Origin of the sequence: Nigerium massiliense, from assembly GCF_000826085.1 — a bacterium.
Taxonomy (GTDB): domain Bacteria; phylum Actinomycetota; class Actinomycetes; order Propionibacteriales; family Propionibacteriaceae; genus Propioniciclava; species Propioniciclava massiliense.
Genome location: NZ_CCYM01000002.1, coordinates 95,495 through 112,466 on the forward strand (window position 1 = coordinate 95,495; position 16,972 = coordinate 112,466).

The window sequence follows — 16,972 nt, forward strand, 5'->3', positions numbered from 1 at the left end:
TGTCAACGACGCGCGCCGCCCGATTTCCTGGTGGCGTCCCAGCGGCCGCGTCGAGCGGACGTAGGGTCGACAGCATGCACGCGCGACCCGCCCCCGAGCCCCGCCGACCCGGGCGTCCGCCCGCGCGGCGTCGGGGCCGCTCCGCGTCACGCACGCGGCCCCGCAGGCCGTTCACCCGGCCGGGCCTCGCCATCCTGTGCGGGCTGTGCTATCTCGTCGGGGCCGCGGTCCTCCCCTTCGCGCACCAGCCGGGCATGGACGACGCAGACCGCGCGGCGCTGCCGTCCGTCGGGACCTATCGGGCCAAGGACGGCTCGACGGACCGGGCCACCATCGTCGAGACGAACATCGACGCGCTGATCACCCGGCTGCACATGATCCGCTCGGCGCAGCGCGAGGTGCTGGTCACCACCTTCGACATCCGCGCCGACAACAGCGGCACCGATGTCATCGCCGCCCTCTTTGCCGCGGCCGACCGCGGGGTGCGCGTCCGGCTCCTGACCGACGGACAGGCCGAGCTGTTGCGGATGCGCAGCACCCCGGAGTTCCACGCGCTCGCCCAGCACCCGAACGTCGAGATCAAGGCGTACAGCCCGCCGTCCGGCATCGCGCCCTGGACGATCTTCGGCCGCTACCACGACAAGATCGTCGTCGTCGACGACAGGCTGCTGCTGCTCGGTGGTCGCAACACCTACGACTTCTTCTTGGGCGGCTACCCCACCGACCACCCCAGCGGCGACCGCGAGACCCTCGTCTACGCCCCCGACGGCACCGGCACCATCGGCGGTCCGCGAACCTCGGTGATCCCCGAGGTTCGGCGCTACGCCGACGCGGTCTGGTACGGCCCGGACGCGCCGACCGTGCTGACGCACCTGACCTGGGGCATGTCCCAGCGCGAGGTGGACGTGGCGGCCGCCGGGCTGCGCAGCCACGCCGCCGCGCAGGAAGCCAACGATCCGACCGTTCTCGACGACGCGTTCTGGCGCGGAAAGACCATGGCGGTCGACCGGGTCACGCTGCTGGGCAACCCCTCGCATCCCGGGACGAAGAAGCCCGTCGTGTGGACGCAGCTGATGGCGTTGGCCGACACCGCGCGCACCGACGTCGTGCTGCAGACCCCCTATTACGTCGCCAACCGGGCGATGACCGCGGACGTGGCGCGCCTCACCCAGCGACCCGGACGCCGCGTGCGGCTGATCCTGAACTCGGCGGTGACCGGCGACAACGTGGTGGCGTCCGGCGACTACCGCTACGCCCGGCCCGACGTGCTCGCGACCGGCGCCGAGGTGTGGGAGTTCTTCGGTCCGGACTCCTCCCACGCCAAGTCGACGGCCATCGACGACGACCTGTCGGTCATCGGCTCGTTCAACCTCGATCAGCTGTCGGCCTACGGCAACACCGAGAGCGTGCTGGTCATCGCCGGGAAGGACTTCAACGCAGCGTTGCGCGGGCACATGGACGCGGCGTTCGCCGAGGCCGCCCGGGTGAAGCCCGACGGCACCTACGACACCCCCTCCGGCGAGGCCCCGCGCCCGCTGCCCGCCCGGCGGGCCGTGATGCTGCGCATCCTGGGCGTCGTGACCTGGCCGTTCCGCTTCCTCCTGTGACGCCTCAGTACGCGGGCGGACGCCGATAGAGCCCGCGCAGCGCGGCGGTGGCGAGCCGCCGCCGGGGCCCGCCGAGCCAGCCGGCGTCCGCCAGCGCGGCCCGGGCGGCCAGCAGGCCCGCCGCCCCGTGCACTCCCCCGCCGGGATGGATCGCCGCGCTGCCCAGGAACAGCCCCTCGACGAACGTCCGGGGGCCGCCCAGCCCGGTGACGGGCCGCCAGAACGCCTGCTGGAAGAGCTGGTTCGTGCCGCCGGCGAGGGCGCCGTCCCCGAGGTTCGCGTCGGCGGCGTGCAGGTCGTCGGGGGTCTGCGCCCACCGGTCGAGCACCGCGTCCCGCCAGCCGGGCGCGAGGCGGTCGAGCATCTCCTCGCAGCGCCGCACCGCCTCCTCCGACGCCCCCGAACCGGCCCCGCGCGGCAGGCGGGTGTAGAGCCACAGCGACTCGGTCCCCGCGGGCGAGCGGCTGGGATCGGCGGTCGTCATCTGCCCCACGAGGGCGAACGGGCGCCCCGGCGACCTTCCGGTCGCAACGTCGTCCGACCAGCGAGCCAGGCTGTCGGCGTCCAGGCCGGCGTGGACGACGGGAGCCGTCCGGGCGCCGGCGGCCGTCCAGGGCAAAGGGGCCGCCAGCCGCCAGTTGAGTTTGAGCGTCGGCGGGTCCCAGCGGAAGCGGTCGAGCCGCGCGCGTAGCCCGGCCGGAACGACGCCGGGCGCGAGCAGCCGGTCGTAGAGGTCGGGGGCGCTGGTGTCGCAGATGACGGCCCGTCGCGCGCGCAGCGTCCCGCCGCCGCGCAGCCGGACGCCGATCGCCCGGCCGCCGCGGACGTCCACCCGCTCCACCGGCGACGACAGCCGCACCCGCGCCCCGGACGCCTCCGCGCGGCGCACCAGCGCCCGCGCGAGCTCTCCCGCGCCGCCGACGGGCGCGGGGAAGCCGTAGGTCTGGGCGAGCATCGCCATGAGCCAGCCGAACAGCCCGCTGCCCGGGGACGTGAGCGGGATGTCGGCGTGCAGGGCGTTGCCGGCGAGCAGGTCGGCGGCGCGGCGTCCGCCGAAACGCTCGCGGGTGAACGCCTCGAGCGGCAGGGCGAGCATCCGGGCGAAGTCGGGCGCGTCGCGCAGCCCGACCCGGCGCAGCAGGGCCAGCGCGGACGTCGTCGGGGGCCACTGGGTGAGCAGGGCGGCGAGCAGGGGCTCGCGGACGCGCTCGAACCCGGCCACCAGGCCGAGCCACGCGTCGCCGTCGCCGGGGTGGTCCGCCTCCAGGGTGGCGGCCGTCCGCGCCGGATCGCGCCACAGCACCGTCCCGACGCCGTCATCACTGGCGGCGACGTGGGCGACGACGGCGTCCCGTTCGGCCCAGCGCAGCCCGTGCGAGGTCAGGTCGAGCGAGGCCAGCGCCGGGGACGCCTTCGCCAGCGGGTAGAACGCGCTGTACTCGTCGAGCACCCAGCCGTCGACGCGGCGGGACGCGACCGCGCCGCCCGCCTTGTCCCGGGCCTCGCAGACCACGACGTCCCACCCCGCATCGGCGAGCAGCGTCGCCGCGACCAGCCCGTGGTGGCCCCCGCCGACGACGACGGCGTCGACGGTCTCAGCACGTCCGGGCGCGGTGGTCATGCCCCCATGCAACCACGCTGGACGAGCCCGGCGTCCCCCTGCCTTCGCCCGGCCCGCGGGCGCCCCACCCGTCCCGGTCCCCGTCAGGCGTCGACGCCGCCCTCACGCTCAGCCGAGCGGGACCGCGTCCACCAGGGTCAGCACGCCGTTGGCGACGGTGAACTTCCAGTCCCAGCCGGCGAAGGACAGCCCGTACACCCGCTCGGGATCGTGGTGGTACTGCGGCCGCGGATCCTGGGCCAGGACGCCGCGCAGCGCCTCGGCGCGCTCCCCACCGAGGTTGCCCAGCAGGCCCGTGGGGTCGGCGACGTCGAGCCGTTCCCCGGCGCGCTCGGCGGTGAACCCGAGAGTGGCGTCGGCGTGGATGTCCCCGGCGACGTAGGGCTTGATGTCGAGGATGGGCGTGCCGTCCATGAGGTCGGCGCCCCGCACCCACAGCACCGGGCCGGGCCCTCCGTCCAGATCGACGCGCTCCAGGTGCACCGAGGAGAGCCCGATCGGGTTGGGCCGGTTCGGAGACCGCGTCGCGAACACCCCCATCCGCCGGTTCCCGCGCAGCCGCGGCGGGCGGACGGTCGGCGACCAGGCGTCCCGGCGCGACGCGGAGAACACCCAGAGCAGCCACAGGTGTGAGAAGCCGTCCAGGCCGCGGACGGCGTCCGGGTCGCGGAACTCCGGCTCGAACACCACGCGCGCCTCCAGCTGCGGCACCAGACCGCTCTGGCGGGGGATGCCGAACTTCGCGGGGAAGTCCGTGCGGATGTGAGCGATCGCGCGCAGGGTCAGGGAGTCCACGCAGCGAGGGTAACCACCGTTCTGCACAGCGGACGGCGGGGCTAGGCTGGCGCCGGTTGTGTTCTGGCCGCGGTCGAGTCAAGGAGCCCCGCACCGATGTCCCGATTTCTCATGGCGACCGTCCCCGCCTACGGCGTTGCGAACCCGTCCTTCCCGTTCACCCGCGCGCTGACTGCCGCCGGTCACGAGGTCGACTACCTGCTCACCGAAGGCTTCCGCGGCAAGGTGGAACAGTGCGGCGCGCGGCTGATCCCCTACGGCGCGCCGCTCGGCGACAAGGTGATCAGCACCCCGAAGATGCTGCCCGCCTTCCGGCACCTCTTCGCCGGCATGAACGACGGCATCCGCCGCTTCGGCAACCGCTACGACGCCGTCATCGCCGGCTTCAACCCGTCGTTCAAGCAGGTGCAGCGCGAGCTCGACGTCCCGATGATCCTGCTCTCCCCGGTGTTCCTGCAGAACGAGCGGGTGCTCGACCATCTGTTGTCGATCTGCACCGAGATCCCCGGACCGATGCGCAGCCTCATGGGACGCCGATGGCTCCGCCGGGCGCTGATGTCGGTCATCGGGCCGCTGGTGATGGACGCCCGCCCCGAGGACTTCTTCGACCTCGTCGGGGCGGTCTCGGACACGCTCAACATCACCCCGGCCAGCCGCTCCTACCAGCCCTTCCCCGACGACTTCGACCCGGCGACCACCGTGTTCGCCGGCCCGACCACGACCATCTCGGCGCCCGACGACACCTTCCCGCTCGACCGCGTCGCCTCGCACGACGGCCCGGTCGTCTACGCGACGCTGGGCACGGTGTTCAACGGCTGGCTGCCGTACTTCCGCATCATCGCGGACGCCTTCGCCGGCACCGACGCCCTCGTCGTCCTGACCACCGGCAGCCGCGAGCACCTCGCGGAACTGGAGGCCGGCGGCGGGTTCCCCGACAACGTCATCGCCCGTTCGTTCGTCCCGCAGTCAGAGATCCTCGCCCACGCGGACGTCTGCTTCACCCACGGAGGCTTCGGCAGCGCGACGGACGCCGTGGCAGCCACGATTCCGATCCTGACCCCGATGGGCGCCGACCAGTTCTTCAACGCCTACCGCATCCAAGAGCTGGGCGCCGGGCGCGTCCTGGCGAAGAAGGACTTCTCCGTGCCGACCGTGCGGGCCGCGTTCGACAAGGCGATGACCGAGGGGCCGTCCACGGGGCTGCTCGAGCTGCGGCACTCCTTCCGGACGGCCCCCGGCCCCGACGGCGCAGTGCGCGCCATCGAGGCCGTCCTGTAGCCGCGCCGGGCGGACGTCCGCATCTCTATAGAGTCGTGATGCCGCGCGCACCCCGCGAGGTGTGTCGGACCGGGGCGTCCGTTGGAAGAGTGGGGGCATGAACGATCTCAACGATGTGTCCAAGAACGCCGAGAAGCTCGTCAACTCCGACGAGGGTGGTTTCGTGGCCCAGACGCAGGACCCGCCCGGCTGGACCGGGCAGATGAACCCTGTGCCCGATCACGGGGAGGAGACGTACGTCGGCTCCGGCAAGCTCGCCGGGCTCAAGGCTCTGATCACGGGCGGCGACTCGGGCATCGGCCGCGCGGTCGCGATCGCGTACGCGCGCGAGGGCGCCGACGTCGCGCTGTCCTACCTGGACGAGGAGTCCGCCGACGCCGAGGACACCAAGGCGTGGGTCGAGAAGGCCGGGCGCGCGTGCGTCCTGGTGCCCGGCGACCTCCGCGACGAGGACGTCGCCCGCGGCGTCGTCCGGGACGCGGTCGAGAAGCTCGGCGGCCTCGACATCGTCGTGAACAACGCCGGCGCGCAGTGGGCCCGTCGCCCCAACGGCCTGGCCGACCTGAAGACCGACGAGATGGACCGCATCTTCAAGACCAACCTCTACGCCCTGTTCTGGGTGACCCAGGAGGCCATCCCCCATCTGAAGGAGGGCTCCTCGATCATCAACGTGAGCTCGATCCAGGCCTACGACCCCTCGGAGGCGCTGGTGGACTACGCCGCCACGAAGGCCGCCATCAACAACTTCACGGTGAACATGGCCCAGCAGGTCGGCGAGAAGGGCATCCGTGTCAACGCGGTCGCTCCCGGGCCGATCTGGACGCCGCTGCAGCCCGCCACCAAGGAGGGCGAGGCGATGGAGTCGTTCGGCGCCGACGCCCCGCTGGGGCGTCCGGGTCAGCCGTCCGAGCTGGCCGGCGCGTTCGTGTTCCTGGCCTCGCCGCGGGACGCGTCCTACGTCTCCGGCACTGTGATCGGTGTCACCGGGGGCAAGCCCGTCTTCTGATCACCCCCTCGCGCGACCTCCGGCGCGACCGGGGGTGAGAGAGGCCAGGGCCCCGGCGTCTTCGGACGCCGGGGCCTCGTCATGCCCGGGGACGATCGCGCCGGCGGAGCGTCACGGCACGAGGCGGTCGAGCGTTCGCTCGAGGCACGACGCCCCTGCTTCGGGGGTTATCGCCCCCACCAAGACGTTCTGGGTCGCGCCGTCGGACAGGCAGAGCAGCGTCTGGGCCTCGGCGTCCGGGTCGGGCAGGCCGGGGGCGACCTCGCCGAGCAGCCGGGTGATCTCGCGGAGGGCGCCGGCCTTGGTCTCGGCGAGGAGGTCGCCGATCACGGGGTCGCCGATCCCGGCGGTGACGAACGCGTAGAACACCCCGACCCCCTCTCGCGACGTCCCGGCCTGCCGGATCGGCTGGCACAGCAGGTCGAGCAGCTTCGCGCGCGCGTCCGCGGACCCGGCCGCCGCGACGTGGACGCGCTCGGCGACGTCGATGAGGTGGGCGGCGGCCGCGCGGACCAGGTCTGTCTTGGTGGCGAAGTAGTGCTGGACGCGGCCGGCGGACACGCCCGCCTCCGCGGCGACGACCCGCACGCTCACCGCGGCCATCCCCTGCACCGCGATGACGCGCAGCACCGCGTCCAGGATCTCGGCCCGCTTGGCCCCCCGCTCGTCCATGCTCACGGTTGACACCTTAGCAATACAGTCGTATCGTCCAGATCGATACGACTGTATTGGAGGGTGTGATGAGCACACCGAAGGCATCCAGGCCGCGTCGGCTCCGCGCCGTCGTAGGAGTCCTCGCGCTGGCACTGTTGTCCGCGCTGCTGGCCGAGAAGGTGGCCGTCATCCTCAACCCGGAACCAGCGGTCGGGCACTGGAAATCCGACGAGGGCCAGCGCCGCTACACCCGCGCGTACGACGAACTGATGGGCACGCTCCCCGCGCCCAGCGCGACCCGGGACGTGACGACGTCGTGGGGCACGATCCACGTCCTCCGCTGGGACGGCTCGGCATCCGGCCCACCCGTGGTGCTCCTACCCGGGCACAGTTCCGGGGCGCCGATGTGGGCTGAGAACCTGCCCGGCTGGATCGGCCAGCGCACCGTCTATGCGCTCGACCCCCTGGGCGACGCCGGCCTCAACAGCCAGCGGCTGCCGCTGCGCAGCGTGGACGACCAGGCCTCCTGGATCGACGAGACGCTCCGCGAGCTCGGCGTGAGCAGGGCCCACGTCGTGGGGCACAGCTTCGGCGGCGCCACCGCGGCGATCCTCGCGCTGCGGCGTCCAGACCGCGTCGCGACGCTGACGCTGCTCGAGCCCGTGTTCGCGATCCGGCCGGTGCCGGCGTCCACCTTCTTCTGGCTGACGCTGACGCAGTTGCCCGTCCCGCGCAGTTGGAAGGACAGGGCATTCGCGGAGGTCGGCGGCACCACGGTCGCCGAGGTACAGCAACGGACCCCGATGACGGAGATGATCGACGCCGCTGCCGCGCACTACGCGACCGCGCTGCCACTGCCCCGCACCCTGAGCGACGACGAGTGGCGCAGCCTGCGCATGCCGGTGCGCGTCGACCTCGGCGGGAAGGCGTCGCTCAGCGGGGACGGCGCCGCGGACCGCATCCGCGCCCTCCTGCCCGGGGCGTCCGTCGTCGTCTGGCCGGACGCGACACACTCACTACCCATGCAGGAGAAGGACCGGCTCGACCTCGAGCTGCTGGCCTTTTGGGCCGCCCATTCCTGACAGCCTTCCCCACGGCGGCGACGTACGGCCGGGCTGACCGGAGGCTTAACCGCCCGTTCACCTCTCCGCCTCCTGGATGAACGACGCACCGGCGAAGCTGACGGGGCATCCCTACCCCGAACCGATGCATCCCTATCCGGACCAATGGAGGATCTGACGTGTTCCACGAGACCACCGGCCCCACTCGGGCCAAGCGCTGGACCGCCGCGCTGCTGACCGCCGGCGTGGTTGCCGTGCCCAGCATCGGGCTGTCGACGACGACCGCGGACGCCCACGGGCGCGACCACGGCCGGCACCACAGGCAGGAGCGCGTCTTCAACCGCGTCTCCACCTTCGGCGCCTACAGCAATGCTGCCGACCCGACGAAGGAGGCGGTCTCGGAGATCTCGACCGTCACGAAGGACGGCCGCACCGCGATCTACACCGACGCCGCCGGCAAGCGCATCGGCTTCGTCGACATCAGCGACCCGAACCACCCGCGCGGCACCGGCACCGTCGCGGTGGACGGCGAGCCCACGTCCGTCTACGCGACCGCGCGCCACCTGATCGTCTGCGTCGACACCACGACGGACTTCACCAAGCCCAGCGGCAAGATGATGGTCTTCGACCCGCGGACGCGCGTCCTGCTGCGCACCATCGACCTGGGCGGCCAGCCCGACTCGATCGACGTGACCCCCAACGGCGACACCGCCGTCATCGCCATCGAGAACCAGCGCGACGAGGACGCGACCCCTGCGGGCGGCAAGAAGGGCGACCTGCCGCAACTGCCCGGCGGCGAGCTCGCCGTCGTCTCCCTGCGGGGGCCGGTGTCGGGCTGGTCCGTCGAGCACGTCAACCTCGCGAACCTGCCGGGCATGGTCGCTCCGACCGATCCGGAGCCCGAGTACGTCAAGGTGTCCCCCGACGGACGCCGCGTCGCGGTGACCCTGCAGGAGAACAACCACGTCGCGATCGTCGACATCCGCTCCCGCAAGGTCGTCTCGTCGTTCTCCGCGGGCACGAACACGGTCACCGGCATCGACACGAAGAAGGACGGGGTCATCGACCCGACGGGCTCGATCACGGACGTCCCCCGCGAGCCCGACTCCATCGGCTGGATCGACAACACCCACGTCGCCACCGCCAACGAGGGCGACTGGAAGGGCGGCACACGCGGCTGGACGATCTTCGACTCCCGCAGCGGCAAGATCACCTGGGACGCCGGGAACTCCTTCGAGCGGTCCGCGATCGCCAACGGCCAGTGGAACGAAGACCGCGCCGCCAAGAAGGGCACCGAGCCCGAGGGCCTGGCCGTCGCCACCTACAAGGGCACCCGGTACGCGTTCGTCGGCTCCGAGCGGTCGAACTTCGTCAACGTCTACAACGTCGAGAACCCGGCCAGGCCGCGGTTCGTGCAGATGCTGCCGTCCCTGCCCGGCCCCGAGGGCCTGCTGCCGATCCCGACGCGAGGGCTGTTCCTGGTGTCGTCCGAGACCGACGACCCGGAGACCGGCATCCGCGCGGGGATCCAGCTCTACCGGCTGGAGCGCGGCCCGGCCGACTACCCGCAGCTCACGTCGTCCAAGGGCATCGGCTGGGGCGCCCTGGGCGCGCTGTCGGCGTCCGGACGCCCCGGCGTCCTCTACACGACGACCGACTCGGCGTACAAGAACACCCGCATCCTGACCGTGGACGCCCGCCGTGCCCCGGCCGACATCGTCGCCCAACTGCCCGTCACCAAGGACGGCAAGCAGGCCAGCTACGACGCGGAGGGCATCTGGCACAACCCCCGCGGCGGCTTCTGGCTCGGCGTCGAGGGCGCAACCGGCCCCGAGAACAAGCTGGTGCAGCTCGACGAGAAGGGCGCCGTGCTGAAGGAGGTCGCGCTGCCGGCGTCCTACACGGACAAGCTCAGCAAGCAAGGCATCGAGGGCATCACCGGCACCCCGGACGGCAAGACGCTCTACATCGCGATGCAGCGCGAGGCCAAGGGCGAAAAGGTGACCCGCATCGGCGCCTACGACGTCGCGTCGGGCGCGTTCACGTGGTGGGGCTACCCGCTGGAGGCCCCCTCGGCGAAGGGCGACTGGATCGGCCTGTCCGAGATCACGTGGGTCGGCAAGAACAAGCTGGCCGTCATCGAGCGCGACAAGCTGAGCGGGCCGGCCGCGAAGGTGAAGCGCCTCTACACCGTCACGCTCGACCAGCCGGGGGTGGCCGACGGCCAGCCGCTGCCGGTGCTGACGAAGAAGCTTGCCCACGACGTGCTGCCCGACCTGGCCAAGCCGAAGGGCTGGGTGCAGGAGAAGCTCGAGGGCATGACCGTCGACGAGCGCGGCGACGTCTATGTCATCACCGACAACGACGCCCTGCAGGACAACACCGGTGAGACGGTGTTCCTCAAGCTCGGACGCGTCTTCCGCTGACCGATGCCGGACGGCCCGGGTTCACCTCCGCGTGGGCCCGGGCCGTTCCGCTGTCCGGAACCGCCACGTCCCGCGGCGGCGCGGGAGGCCAAGGGTGCATCAGGTCTCGTCGGCGGCGATGAGCGACTCCACCTCGGCGAGCAGAGCGTTCAACTCCGTTCCCGTGGGTGCCAGGTCGTACGCGTGCTGGTGGCAGGCCTCGCTGAGTCGGTGCCAGGCGTAGGTCGCTCGGCCGGCCGTCTCGAGGGAAACGGTCTGGCTGAGGCAGAGCAGTTGAGAACGCATGGTCGCGTCAGGGAGGCGCTTGTCGAGACGCTGCGATTGCTCGCGCACCCAGCCCTCGAGCTCCATCCGCAGCACGAACGCACAGCCGCGCGGCCAGCCGCGGACGCCGTCGGCGAGGATCAGCCGCGCCGTCTCGATCCCGTCGCTCACTCCGCCCCCCACTGGTCGAGTTTCTTGATAAGGCCTCGGGTGCCGGACCTGAGTTCGTCGAGGAGGCGCCGGTCGGCGCCCCGATGCGCGGCGGAGTTCAGCTCGCGAAACGTGTCTGCCGCCCAGCGCCCCCAGCCGTTGAGCCGGTTCAGCACGTCGCCAGTCCTGCTCGCGTCGTCGAACAGGGCGAGTGCCATCAACGGATAAAGCATCTTGTGCTGCCGCAACAGTTCCTCGACGGCCGCGTGCGAGCATCCAGGCCGGCTGAGCCGCGCCTGCCTGATCTTCTGCTGGCAAGCCGCCTCTAGCGCCAACCGCAGAACCCCAGGTACTACCCGCTGCGCTACCGCATCGCTCACGTTGTCATCGCGCAACAGCGCGTCCGCGTCAGACCAGTAGCGTCGGGGCGGGGTCAGGACCGTCTCGACTTCCACCACGGACTTCAAGCCGCGGGCGACCGACAGAATCGTGCTGTCGAGCTGTAGCCGGCGCAGCGCCTCGGGTAGCCGGTCGTCGTGGGTGAAGACGATGACCTGCCGGGTCTCAGCCGCGGCGTGCAGCACGCGGGCTAGTCCATCGACCTTGCTCGGATCCATCGCCTGCACCGGATCGTCGATCACCAGGAAGCGAAACGGGCTCTGCGGAACGGTCGCCCGCGGCAGGAAGATGCTCAGTGCGAGCGCGTTCAGCTCGCCTTGACTCATCACAGCGAGCGCGGACGAGCCGCTGCCGTCTATGCGGACGTCCAGGTCAACGCGACGGCGGGTCTTCGCCCCCTCCAGCTTGATGCCCGCAAATTCGACGTTGCTCTCCTGGCGCAGCATCGACCAGATCTGTGCGGCCTGTGTGGCTAGCGGCCGCAGCCGCGCGTTCCGAATCCCGTCCTCGGTCTCTTTGAGCCACTTCTGGGCTGCCAGCGTACGCTCGCGCCTGGGCGCGTCGTCCTCAACGACCTGTGCGAGGGCCACCCACTCCAACAAGCGCGCAGCGATGGGAAGCCAGATACCCTCGCGACGACGGAGCTCGGCGTCTGCCTCAGCGGTGCAGTCATCCAACTGGTGGCGCACCTCCTGCATCCATAGCGCGATATGCTCGGGCAGCGCGGACACGCCATCTGGCAACGCCGCCAACCCCATCCAGGCGTCCAACAGAGATTGGGCCGACGCAACCGGGACGTCCGCGAGCCATTCAGGGACGGGCGGTATGAGATCACGGCAGGCACGCTCTGCCACGGTGACCCGGCGCCTCACCCCTTGGGCAGTGTTGGACGCCTCGGTGAGCCGCCCCAACTTCGCCTGGGCGTCCTCAACCCAGGACCCCGTCAGTACACCCTGCTCGCACACGGGACAGACGGGGTCCTCACCCGCATGGCTCTGCCATGCCAGTGCGCGTTGGAGTAGCTCGGCAACCTCCTCGTCCGGCCCGGAAGCCAGCGTCTGCGCCAACACGCCGGCAAGCGCATCGGTGAGTTCGCTGCAGACAGCATCCACCCGATCCGGGGAGGGGAGTTGGATGAGCGCCACGCGGTCCAGCAGTCTTACCTCGCTTTCCGAGCCCACCGCCCTCGCCCCTCCGGAGGCGATGTCGCGCACGGCATCGAGGTCCCAGGTGCGACTCCGCAGCAGGGCCGCCACCCGACTAGCCCGCTCGTCTTCGACACCAGTCAGTTCCTCCGCCAGCTCCTTGGCGTCTGTTTTGGCCCGCATCAAGGGCTCCCGCAGAGCCTTCGACGCCTCTGCCAGTCGCTCGAGGGCGTCAGTGACCGCGCCGAGGCCGAGGATCGCCGATAACGAGTCGAAGAGGACCTTGGGCTCTTTGACGAGCACTTGACCGAGCTCGTTGTGCGACAGGAAGGGGCGATAGGTCGTCAGCGCATCGGCCCATCCCAAAGCGGCGAGTGCTTCTGCCCGGCCTCGCCCTCTCTGCAGGACGACGGTAGCTTCCTCGACCAACGTAGCTTCCTTAGCCCAGGTGCACCGCACAGTGGCCACGGCATCCGCGCCGCCTTCAATCACCAACCCGACGTCGACGCAAGCCGTGTCGTGGTGCAAGTTGCGCCAGCCTCGACTCCACTCCGCGGGGCGGTCCGCGGCCCGTGAGTAGCGGCCGGTCAGAGCGATCTCGACTGCCTCCGCGAAGCTGGACTTCCCCGAACCGTTTCGTCCGGTCACCACCGTCAGCCCGGGGCCCGGCGCCAATGGCAGCTTGGCGTGCGGGCCGACCCCACGGAACCCTTCGACGCCTATCCGCGTCAGATACGCACCCGCCGGATCCTCCACGGCCTCCGTCAGAGCGTCGTCGGGCTTAGCCGGCAAGGCCCCGCCGCCCAGGTAACTGTCAAAGGCCTGTTGGCCCTCGACCGCGGCAGCCACGAGGTACTTCACCTCCTCGTCGAGGTCTGAGCTATCGAGCGCCTTCCATACTGTGTCTGCCAGGCGCTGAGCCTCACCCATGTGGCCCTCCCTAATCACATTAGATGCACAGCCTCGCATGGCGAGAGGCCAGCCGAAGCGCCTCACTGCATGCCCCAGAACCCCGTGATTCCTGCAGCTCGCGCGATGCCTGCGGCCCGAGAAGCGGCGACGCTGACCAGTTCGACACCAGACCACGGGCCGGTCTTCGTCGACGTCACCAACTACGAGGACTTCGAGGTGCAACTCACAACCAAGCCGACCTGGCGAAGGCCGTCGTACCGCTGACCAGCGAGGCCGCTTCCTCCCCCGCGGCCAAGCCCGAGGCCGCGCCAGGCAGCGCCGCCGCAAAGACATGGGCGACGACAGCAGAACGCGTCCCCTCGACTCGACGTGCCCTGCGATCAAAGCACAGATCCGAGCAGATGCCCCCTCGACGCGTGGCCCCAGACGAGTGGGTGTCCCTGCTGGCGTGAGGACGGACCCAACGAAAGGGGAGCCAAACGGAGGGAGGCTAGATTCACGCGTTCGTGAGCCCCAGAGGTCAGCAGACATACCCAGAGGCGGATTTCTAAGGGCAGCTCGGGCCCGCAACACAACTGCAAGCCAGTTTGGGTGATCTGTGGAGCCCAGACAGCGCCGGATTTTGTCCGCGCTGAGAGCCGACAAAGGTAAGGTGTCGAAGGTGCGACTTCGCCACGCGTTGTTACTCGTTACGTAGCCGCGACCGCGACCGGTTAGAGGTAGGAGAGCACAGATGGAGCTTTGGATTTCGCCAATCATCGGGTTCATCGGTGTGATCGTCGGTTTTTGGCTCAACTCCGCCCGTGCCCGCGATGACACTCGATTTGATGCGAAACGTGACGCTTGCGTAACGTTTCTGAGCACCGCTGATGATCTCATTCGTCGGGCGCCAGATGGCACACTCAACAAATCGAAGATCCCGGTCAATCCAACCCTCAGCCCCCGTGGCAACGAGGTCTCGACGGATCAGCTCCCCATCACGCGCGCGTTCGCCGCAGTGGCATTGCTCTGTTCCCTTAGATGTTCTGAGGCGGCTCAAGATCTCGTGGATTCCTTGATCCTTTTAGGAAACGGTGTTGAGATTCAACAGGTACTCACCGTCCGAGCTCTCTTCGTTAATGCTGCACGTGACGAGCTGGACGGAAGACGCATGTGGCCACGTCGCTCCCAGCCATGAGAGTCAAGTGACAGGCTCGTCAGAACAGTCGGCCGCCGTTTTGAGTAGCCGCGTCTGCCAGGCGCCACCAACTCATCCGACGACCGTCCCCGCGCTAGTGGTCGGCTCAGCCCGAGAAACCAATCGGGCTCGGTGTCAAATGTCACAGGTGCACGAGTCCGGCCCTGTGCCGGAGGCCCGCACGCCCGAAAACTTGTGACCTTGCTGGTGGGCCCACTGGGAATCGAACCCAGAACCCGCGGATTAAAAGTCCGCTGCTCTGCCAATTGAGCTATAGGCCCTCGCTGATCCACCGGCAGAACTGACGTCGGCGTGCGACGTCGTACCGGCGAGCTCCGCAGCGGACACTGTAGCCGTTCGTCCGCCCGCCCCGCCGGTTCGGCGATCCACGCCGCCGAGCCGACGAGCCCGGCGATCCCCGTCCACCGCACCGCGCGCATCCGCTACGTTCGACTCGGCGGACAACGCCACCCGGGCACGCAGGAGGCAACGTGAGCCCCGAGATCATCATCATCGCGATCATCGCCGTCGGCGGCGTGGTCGTGGCCATCGGCTGGGCGCGCGACCAGTCCAGGCAGGGCAAGACGCTGCGCGACCTCACCGAGGCGCCCCCCGGGGACGTTCCGGGCTGGGACGGCAGCGACGTCCGCTACCTCCCGGAGGTCACACTCCGCGGCAACGCCGCCGAGCAGTCCGCGGCGCCGTCGAGCAGCCAGTCCGCCCTGATCGCCCGGCGCGACGAATCGCAGACGATCCCCGCGGGCGCGCCCGACCCGGAGTTCCTCAACGTCGGCTCCCTCGGACTGGCCGTGCTCGCCGACCCCCTCGTGCTGGTCTGCGAAGGCGAGGTGACCGAACTGTCGGCCACGCTGAACGTCCTCGGGATCGCCGCCAAGCAAGGCCGTCCCTTCGTCTGGGTCGCCGCCGACTTCGACGACCGCACCCTCGACACCCTCCGCGCCAACACCATCACCGGCAAGCTGCAGTGCCTGCCCATCAGCCTGCTCGACCCCGGCCACCTGCGCACGATCGCCGCCCAGACCGGCGGCCGCGTCATCGAGCCGTCGGACGCCGCCGCGGGCTACCTGCCCGACAGCGTCTGGGGCACCTGCGCCGGCTGGATCAGCGACCTGGACGACTCCTGGCTCATCACGGACGCCGGCGACCTCTCTCGCCCGCCCCGCTGACTGCCCTGCCGCGCGCGACAAGGCCCAGAAACCACGCGGGCGTCCGTCGCCCCCGGCGCTAGAGTGGACATCGGAACCCGGCGATCGGGCTCGCGGACGAGGGAGCAGTACCCGCACCACGACAAGACTGCCAGCAAGGGTTTTCATCATGGACTGGCTGGTCCTCATCGCGTCGGGGATGCTCGAGGCCGTCTGGGCTACGGCACTCTCCGCGTCCCACGGGTTCCGTCGCTGGCGGCCCACCCTCCTCTTCGTCGTCGCGGTCGTCGCGAGCATGGCCGGACTCGCCTACGCCATGCGGACGCTCCCGACGGGCACCGCCTACGCCGTCTGGGGCGGGATCGGCGCCACCCTCACCGTCGTGTGGGGGTTCGCCACCAGCCAGGAGCGCCCGACGCTCGCCCGCGTCCTTCTGCTGATCTTGCTGGTCGGCTGCGTCGTCGGACTGAAGGCGGTGAGCTGACATGGCGTGGCTCGTCCTGCTGGTCAGCGCGGTCTTCGAGGCGATCTGGGCCACCGCGTTGGGTATGTCCCACGGCCTGACCGAACCCGGCCCCACCGCGGTCTTCCTCGTCGCCAACGTGGCGAGCATGCTCGGCCTCGGGTGGGCGGCCAAGCACATCCCGATCGGGACGGCCTACGCCGTCTGGACCGGCGTCGGCGCCGCGCTCACCGTCACCTACGCGATGGCGACCGGCGAAGAGCCGATCTCGATCGCCAAGGTCGTGTTCATCGCCGGCATCATCGGCGCGGTGGCCGGGCTCAAACTCGTCCCGGCCCAGCCAGGACGCCGAGCGTCCGCCGATAACGATTGAGGGGGATCGGAAGATCCCGCCGCGACACGTTGAGACAGGTGTCGCATAGCGCCTCTCTTCCTGCCTACGCTGAGCGCGCTCGGCTCCTTCCGCATCCCCCGCGTCTTCGCCCCCGGCGCCACCGTGCCGAGCCTGGCGATGACGAAGGTGGGCAGCGACGGCTCGTGACGCTGCGCAACAACAGCAGCGGCACGATCCAGCTGATCGCCGACCTGGCGGGCTTCTACGCCTGACGGGCTGCGACAGCACGCGCGCAAGTTGGGTGAACCACCGCGATGCCCTATGATCTTGCGAGCGAGTCCCCATCGTCTAGCGGCCTAGGACTCCGCCCTTTCACGGCGGCAGCACGGGTTCGAATCCCGTTGGGGATGCCAAGACCAAGAAGCCCCTGACAAGGCATTGAGCCGGGTCAGGGGCTTCTGTCGTCTTTCCGGTGCAAAATTCGCCGTCGCGAACCCTGTGCCCACAGATCTGT

At 70.3% G+C, this 16,972-nt stretch carries 15 protein-coding genes, 2 tRNA genes and 1 riboswitch; of the genes, 11 read left to right on the top strand and 6 right to left on the bottom strand.

What is annotated here, in order from left to right:
• Positions 1–254: 254 nt before the first annotated feature.
• Positions 255–1,607: a phospholipase D-like domain-containing protein gene (locus BN1187_RS01930; protein ID WP_040158258.1), complete on the top strand. Its 1,353-nt coding sequence runs from the start codon at positions 255–257 to the stop codon at positions 1,605–1,607.
• A 4-nt stretch (positions 1,608–1,611) separates the two neighbouring features.
• Here BN1187_RS01930 and BN1187_RS01935 read toward each other — a convergent pair whose 3' ends face one another.
• Both BN1187_RS01935 and tsaA read right to left on the bottom strand, forming a co-directional pair.
• The gene (locus BN1187_RS01935; RefSeq protein ID WP_040158261.1) at positions 1,612–3,228 is read right to left on the bottom strand and encodes a phytoene desaturase family protein; all 1,617 of its coding nucleotides are present in this window, start codon (positions 3,226–3,228) and stop codon (positions 1,612–1,614) included.
• A 108-nt stretch (positions 3,229–3,336) separates the two neighbouring features.
• Positions 3,337–4,023 carry a tRNA (N6-threonylcarbamoyladenosine(37)-N6)-methyltransferase TrmO gene (tsaA, locus tag BN1187_RS01940; RefSeq protein ID WP_235750548.1) on the bottom strand — a complete coding sequence of 229 codons (687 nt, stop codon included), beginning with the start codon at positions 4,021–4,023 and terminating at the stop codon, positions 3,337–3,339.
• Between the two features lie 96 nt (positions 4,024–4,119).
• Here tsaA and BN1187_RS01945 point away from each other — a divergent pair, with 96 nt between their 5' ends.
• Together BN1187_RS01945 and BN1187_RS01950 are read left to right on the top strand one after the other, a co-directional pair.
• On the top strand, positions 4,120–5,301 hold the full coding sequence (locus BN1187_RS01945) for a nucleotide disphospho-sugar-binding domain-containing protein (RefSeq protein WP_082034443.1): 1,182 nt from the start codon (positions 4,120–4,122) through the stop codon (positions 5,299–5,301).
• A gap of 97 nt (positions 5,302–5,398) precedes the next feature.
• Positions 5,399–6,307 (top strand): SDR family oxidoreductase, encoded by a 909-nt coding sequence (locus BN1187_RS01950; protein ID WP_040158266.1) that lies wholly within the window; start codon positions 5,399–5,401, stop codon positions 6,305–6,307.
• Between the two features lie 111 nt (positions 6,308–6,418).
• On the opposite strand, the gene BN1187_RS01955 is transcribed toward BN1187_RS01950, so the two are convergent.
• Positions 6,419–6,979 carry a TetR/AcrR family transcriptional regulator gene (locus BN1187_RS01955; RefSeq protein WP_052462174.1) on the bottom strand — a complete coding sequence of 187 codons (561 nt, stop codon included), beginning with the start codon at positions 6,977–6,979 and terminating at the stop codon, positions 6,419–6,421.
• A gap of 68 nt (positions 6,980–7,047) precedes the next feature.
• Here BN1187_RS01955 and BN1187_RS01960 point away from each other — a divergent pair, with 68 nt between their 5' ends.
• Positions 7,048–8,043 (top strand): alpha/beta fold hydrolase, encoded by a 996-nt coding sequence (locus BN1187_RS01960; RefSeq protein ID WP_040158269.1) that lies wholly within the window; start codon positions 7,048–7,050, stop codon positions 8,041–8,043.
• 158 nt (positions 8,044–8,201) lie between these two features.
• Positions 8,202–10,448, top strand: coding sequence for an esterase-like activity of phytase family protein (locus BN1187_RS01965; RefSeq protein ID WP_040158272.1), 2,247 nt, complete (start codon positions 8,202–8,204; stop codon positions 10,446–10,448).
• A 99-nt stretch (positions 10,449–10,547) separates the two neighbouring features.
• Here BN1187_RS01965 and BN1187_RS01970 read toward each other — a convergent pair whose 3' ends face one another.
• Both BN1187_RS01970 and BN1187_RS01975 read right to left on the bottom strand, forming a co-directional pair.
• Entirely contained in the window at positions 10,548–10,883 is a 336-nt protein-coding gene (locus BN1187_RS01970; protein ID WP_052462175.1) for a hypothetical protein, read from the bottom strand.
• A complete protein-coding gene (locus BN1187_RS01975; protein ID WP_157754720.1) occupies positions 10,880–13,336 on the bottom strand; it encodes an AAA family ATPase in 2,457 nt (818 codons plus the stop codon). The genes BN1187_RS01970 and BN1187_RS01975 overlap by 4 nt, the downstream gene beginning before the upstream one ends.
• Before the next feature lie 69 nt (positions 13,337–13,405).
• Here BN1187_RS01975 and BN1187_RS14155 point away from each other — a divergent pair, with 69 nt between their 5' ends.
• Together BN1187_RS14155 and BN1187_RS14160 are read left to right on the top strand one after the other, a co-directional pair.
• Positions 13,406–13,582 (top strand): hypothetical protein, encoded by a 177-nt coding sequence (locus tag BN1187_RS14155; RefSeq protein WP_157754721.1) that lies wholly within the window; start codon positions 13,406–13,408, stop codon positions 13,580–13,582.
• A gap of 469 nt (positions 13,583–14,051) precedes the next feature.
• Positions 14,052–14,495, top strand: a complete 444-nt coding sequence (locus BN1187_RS14160) for a hypothetical protein (RefSeq protein ID WP_157754722.1) — start codon at positions 14,052–14,054, stop codon at positions 14,493–14,495.
• A 205-nt stretch (positions 14,496–14,700) separates the two neighbouring features.
• Here BN1187_RS14160 and BN1187_RS01980 read toward each other — a convergent pair.
• Positions 14,701–14,776, bottom strand: a tRNA-Lys gene (locus BN1187_RS01980).
• 210 nt (positions 14,777–14,986) lie between these two features.
• Here BN1187_RS01980 and BN1187_RS01985 point away from each other — a divergent pair.
• The 4 genes from BN1187_RS01985 (at position 14,987) to BN1187_RS02000 (ending at position 16,871) form a co-directional block, all read left to right on the top strand.
• Positions 14,987–15,682, top strand: coding sequence for a hypothetical protein (locus tag BN1187_RS01985; RefSeq protein ID WP_040158274.1), 696 nt, complete (start codon positions 14,987–14,989; stop codon positions 15,680–15,682).
• A 70-nt stretch (positions 15,683–15,752) separates the two neighbouring features.
• A riboswitch (guanidine-III (ykkC-III) riboswitch) is annotated at positions 15,753–15,817 on the top strand.
• A 13-nt stretch (positions 15,818–15,830) separates the two neighbouring features.
• On the top strand, positions 15,831–16,145 hold the full coding sequence (locus BN1187_RS01990; RefSeq protein ID WP_040158277.1) for a DMT family transporter: 315 nt from the start codon (positions 15,831–15,833) through the stop codon (positions 16,143–16,145).
• Between the two features lies 1 nt (position 16,146).
• Positions 16,147–16,497, top strand: a complete 351-nt coding sequence (locus BN1187_RS01995; RefSeq protein ID WP_040158280.1) for a DMT family transporter — start codon at positions 16,147–16,149, stop codon at positions 16,495–16,497.
• 298 nt (positions 16,498–16,795) lie between these two features.
• A tRNA-Glu gene (locus tag BN1187_RS02000) sits at positions 16,796–16,871 on the top strand.
• The last annotated feature ends 101 nt before the right edge of the window (positions 16,872–16,972 follow it).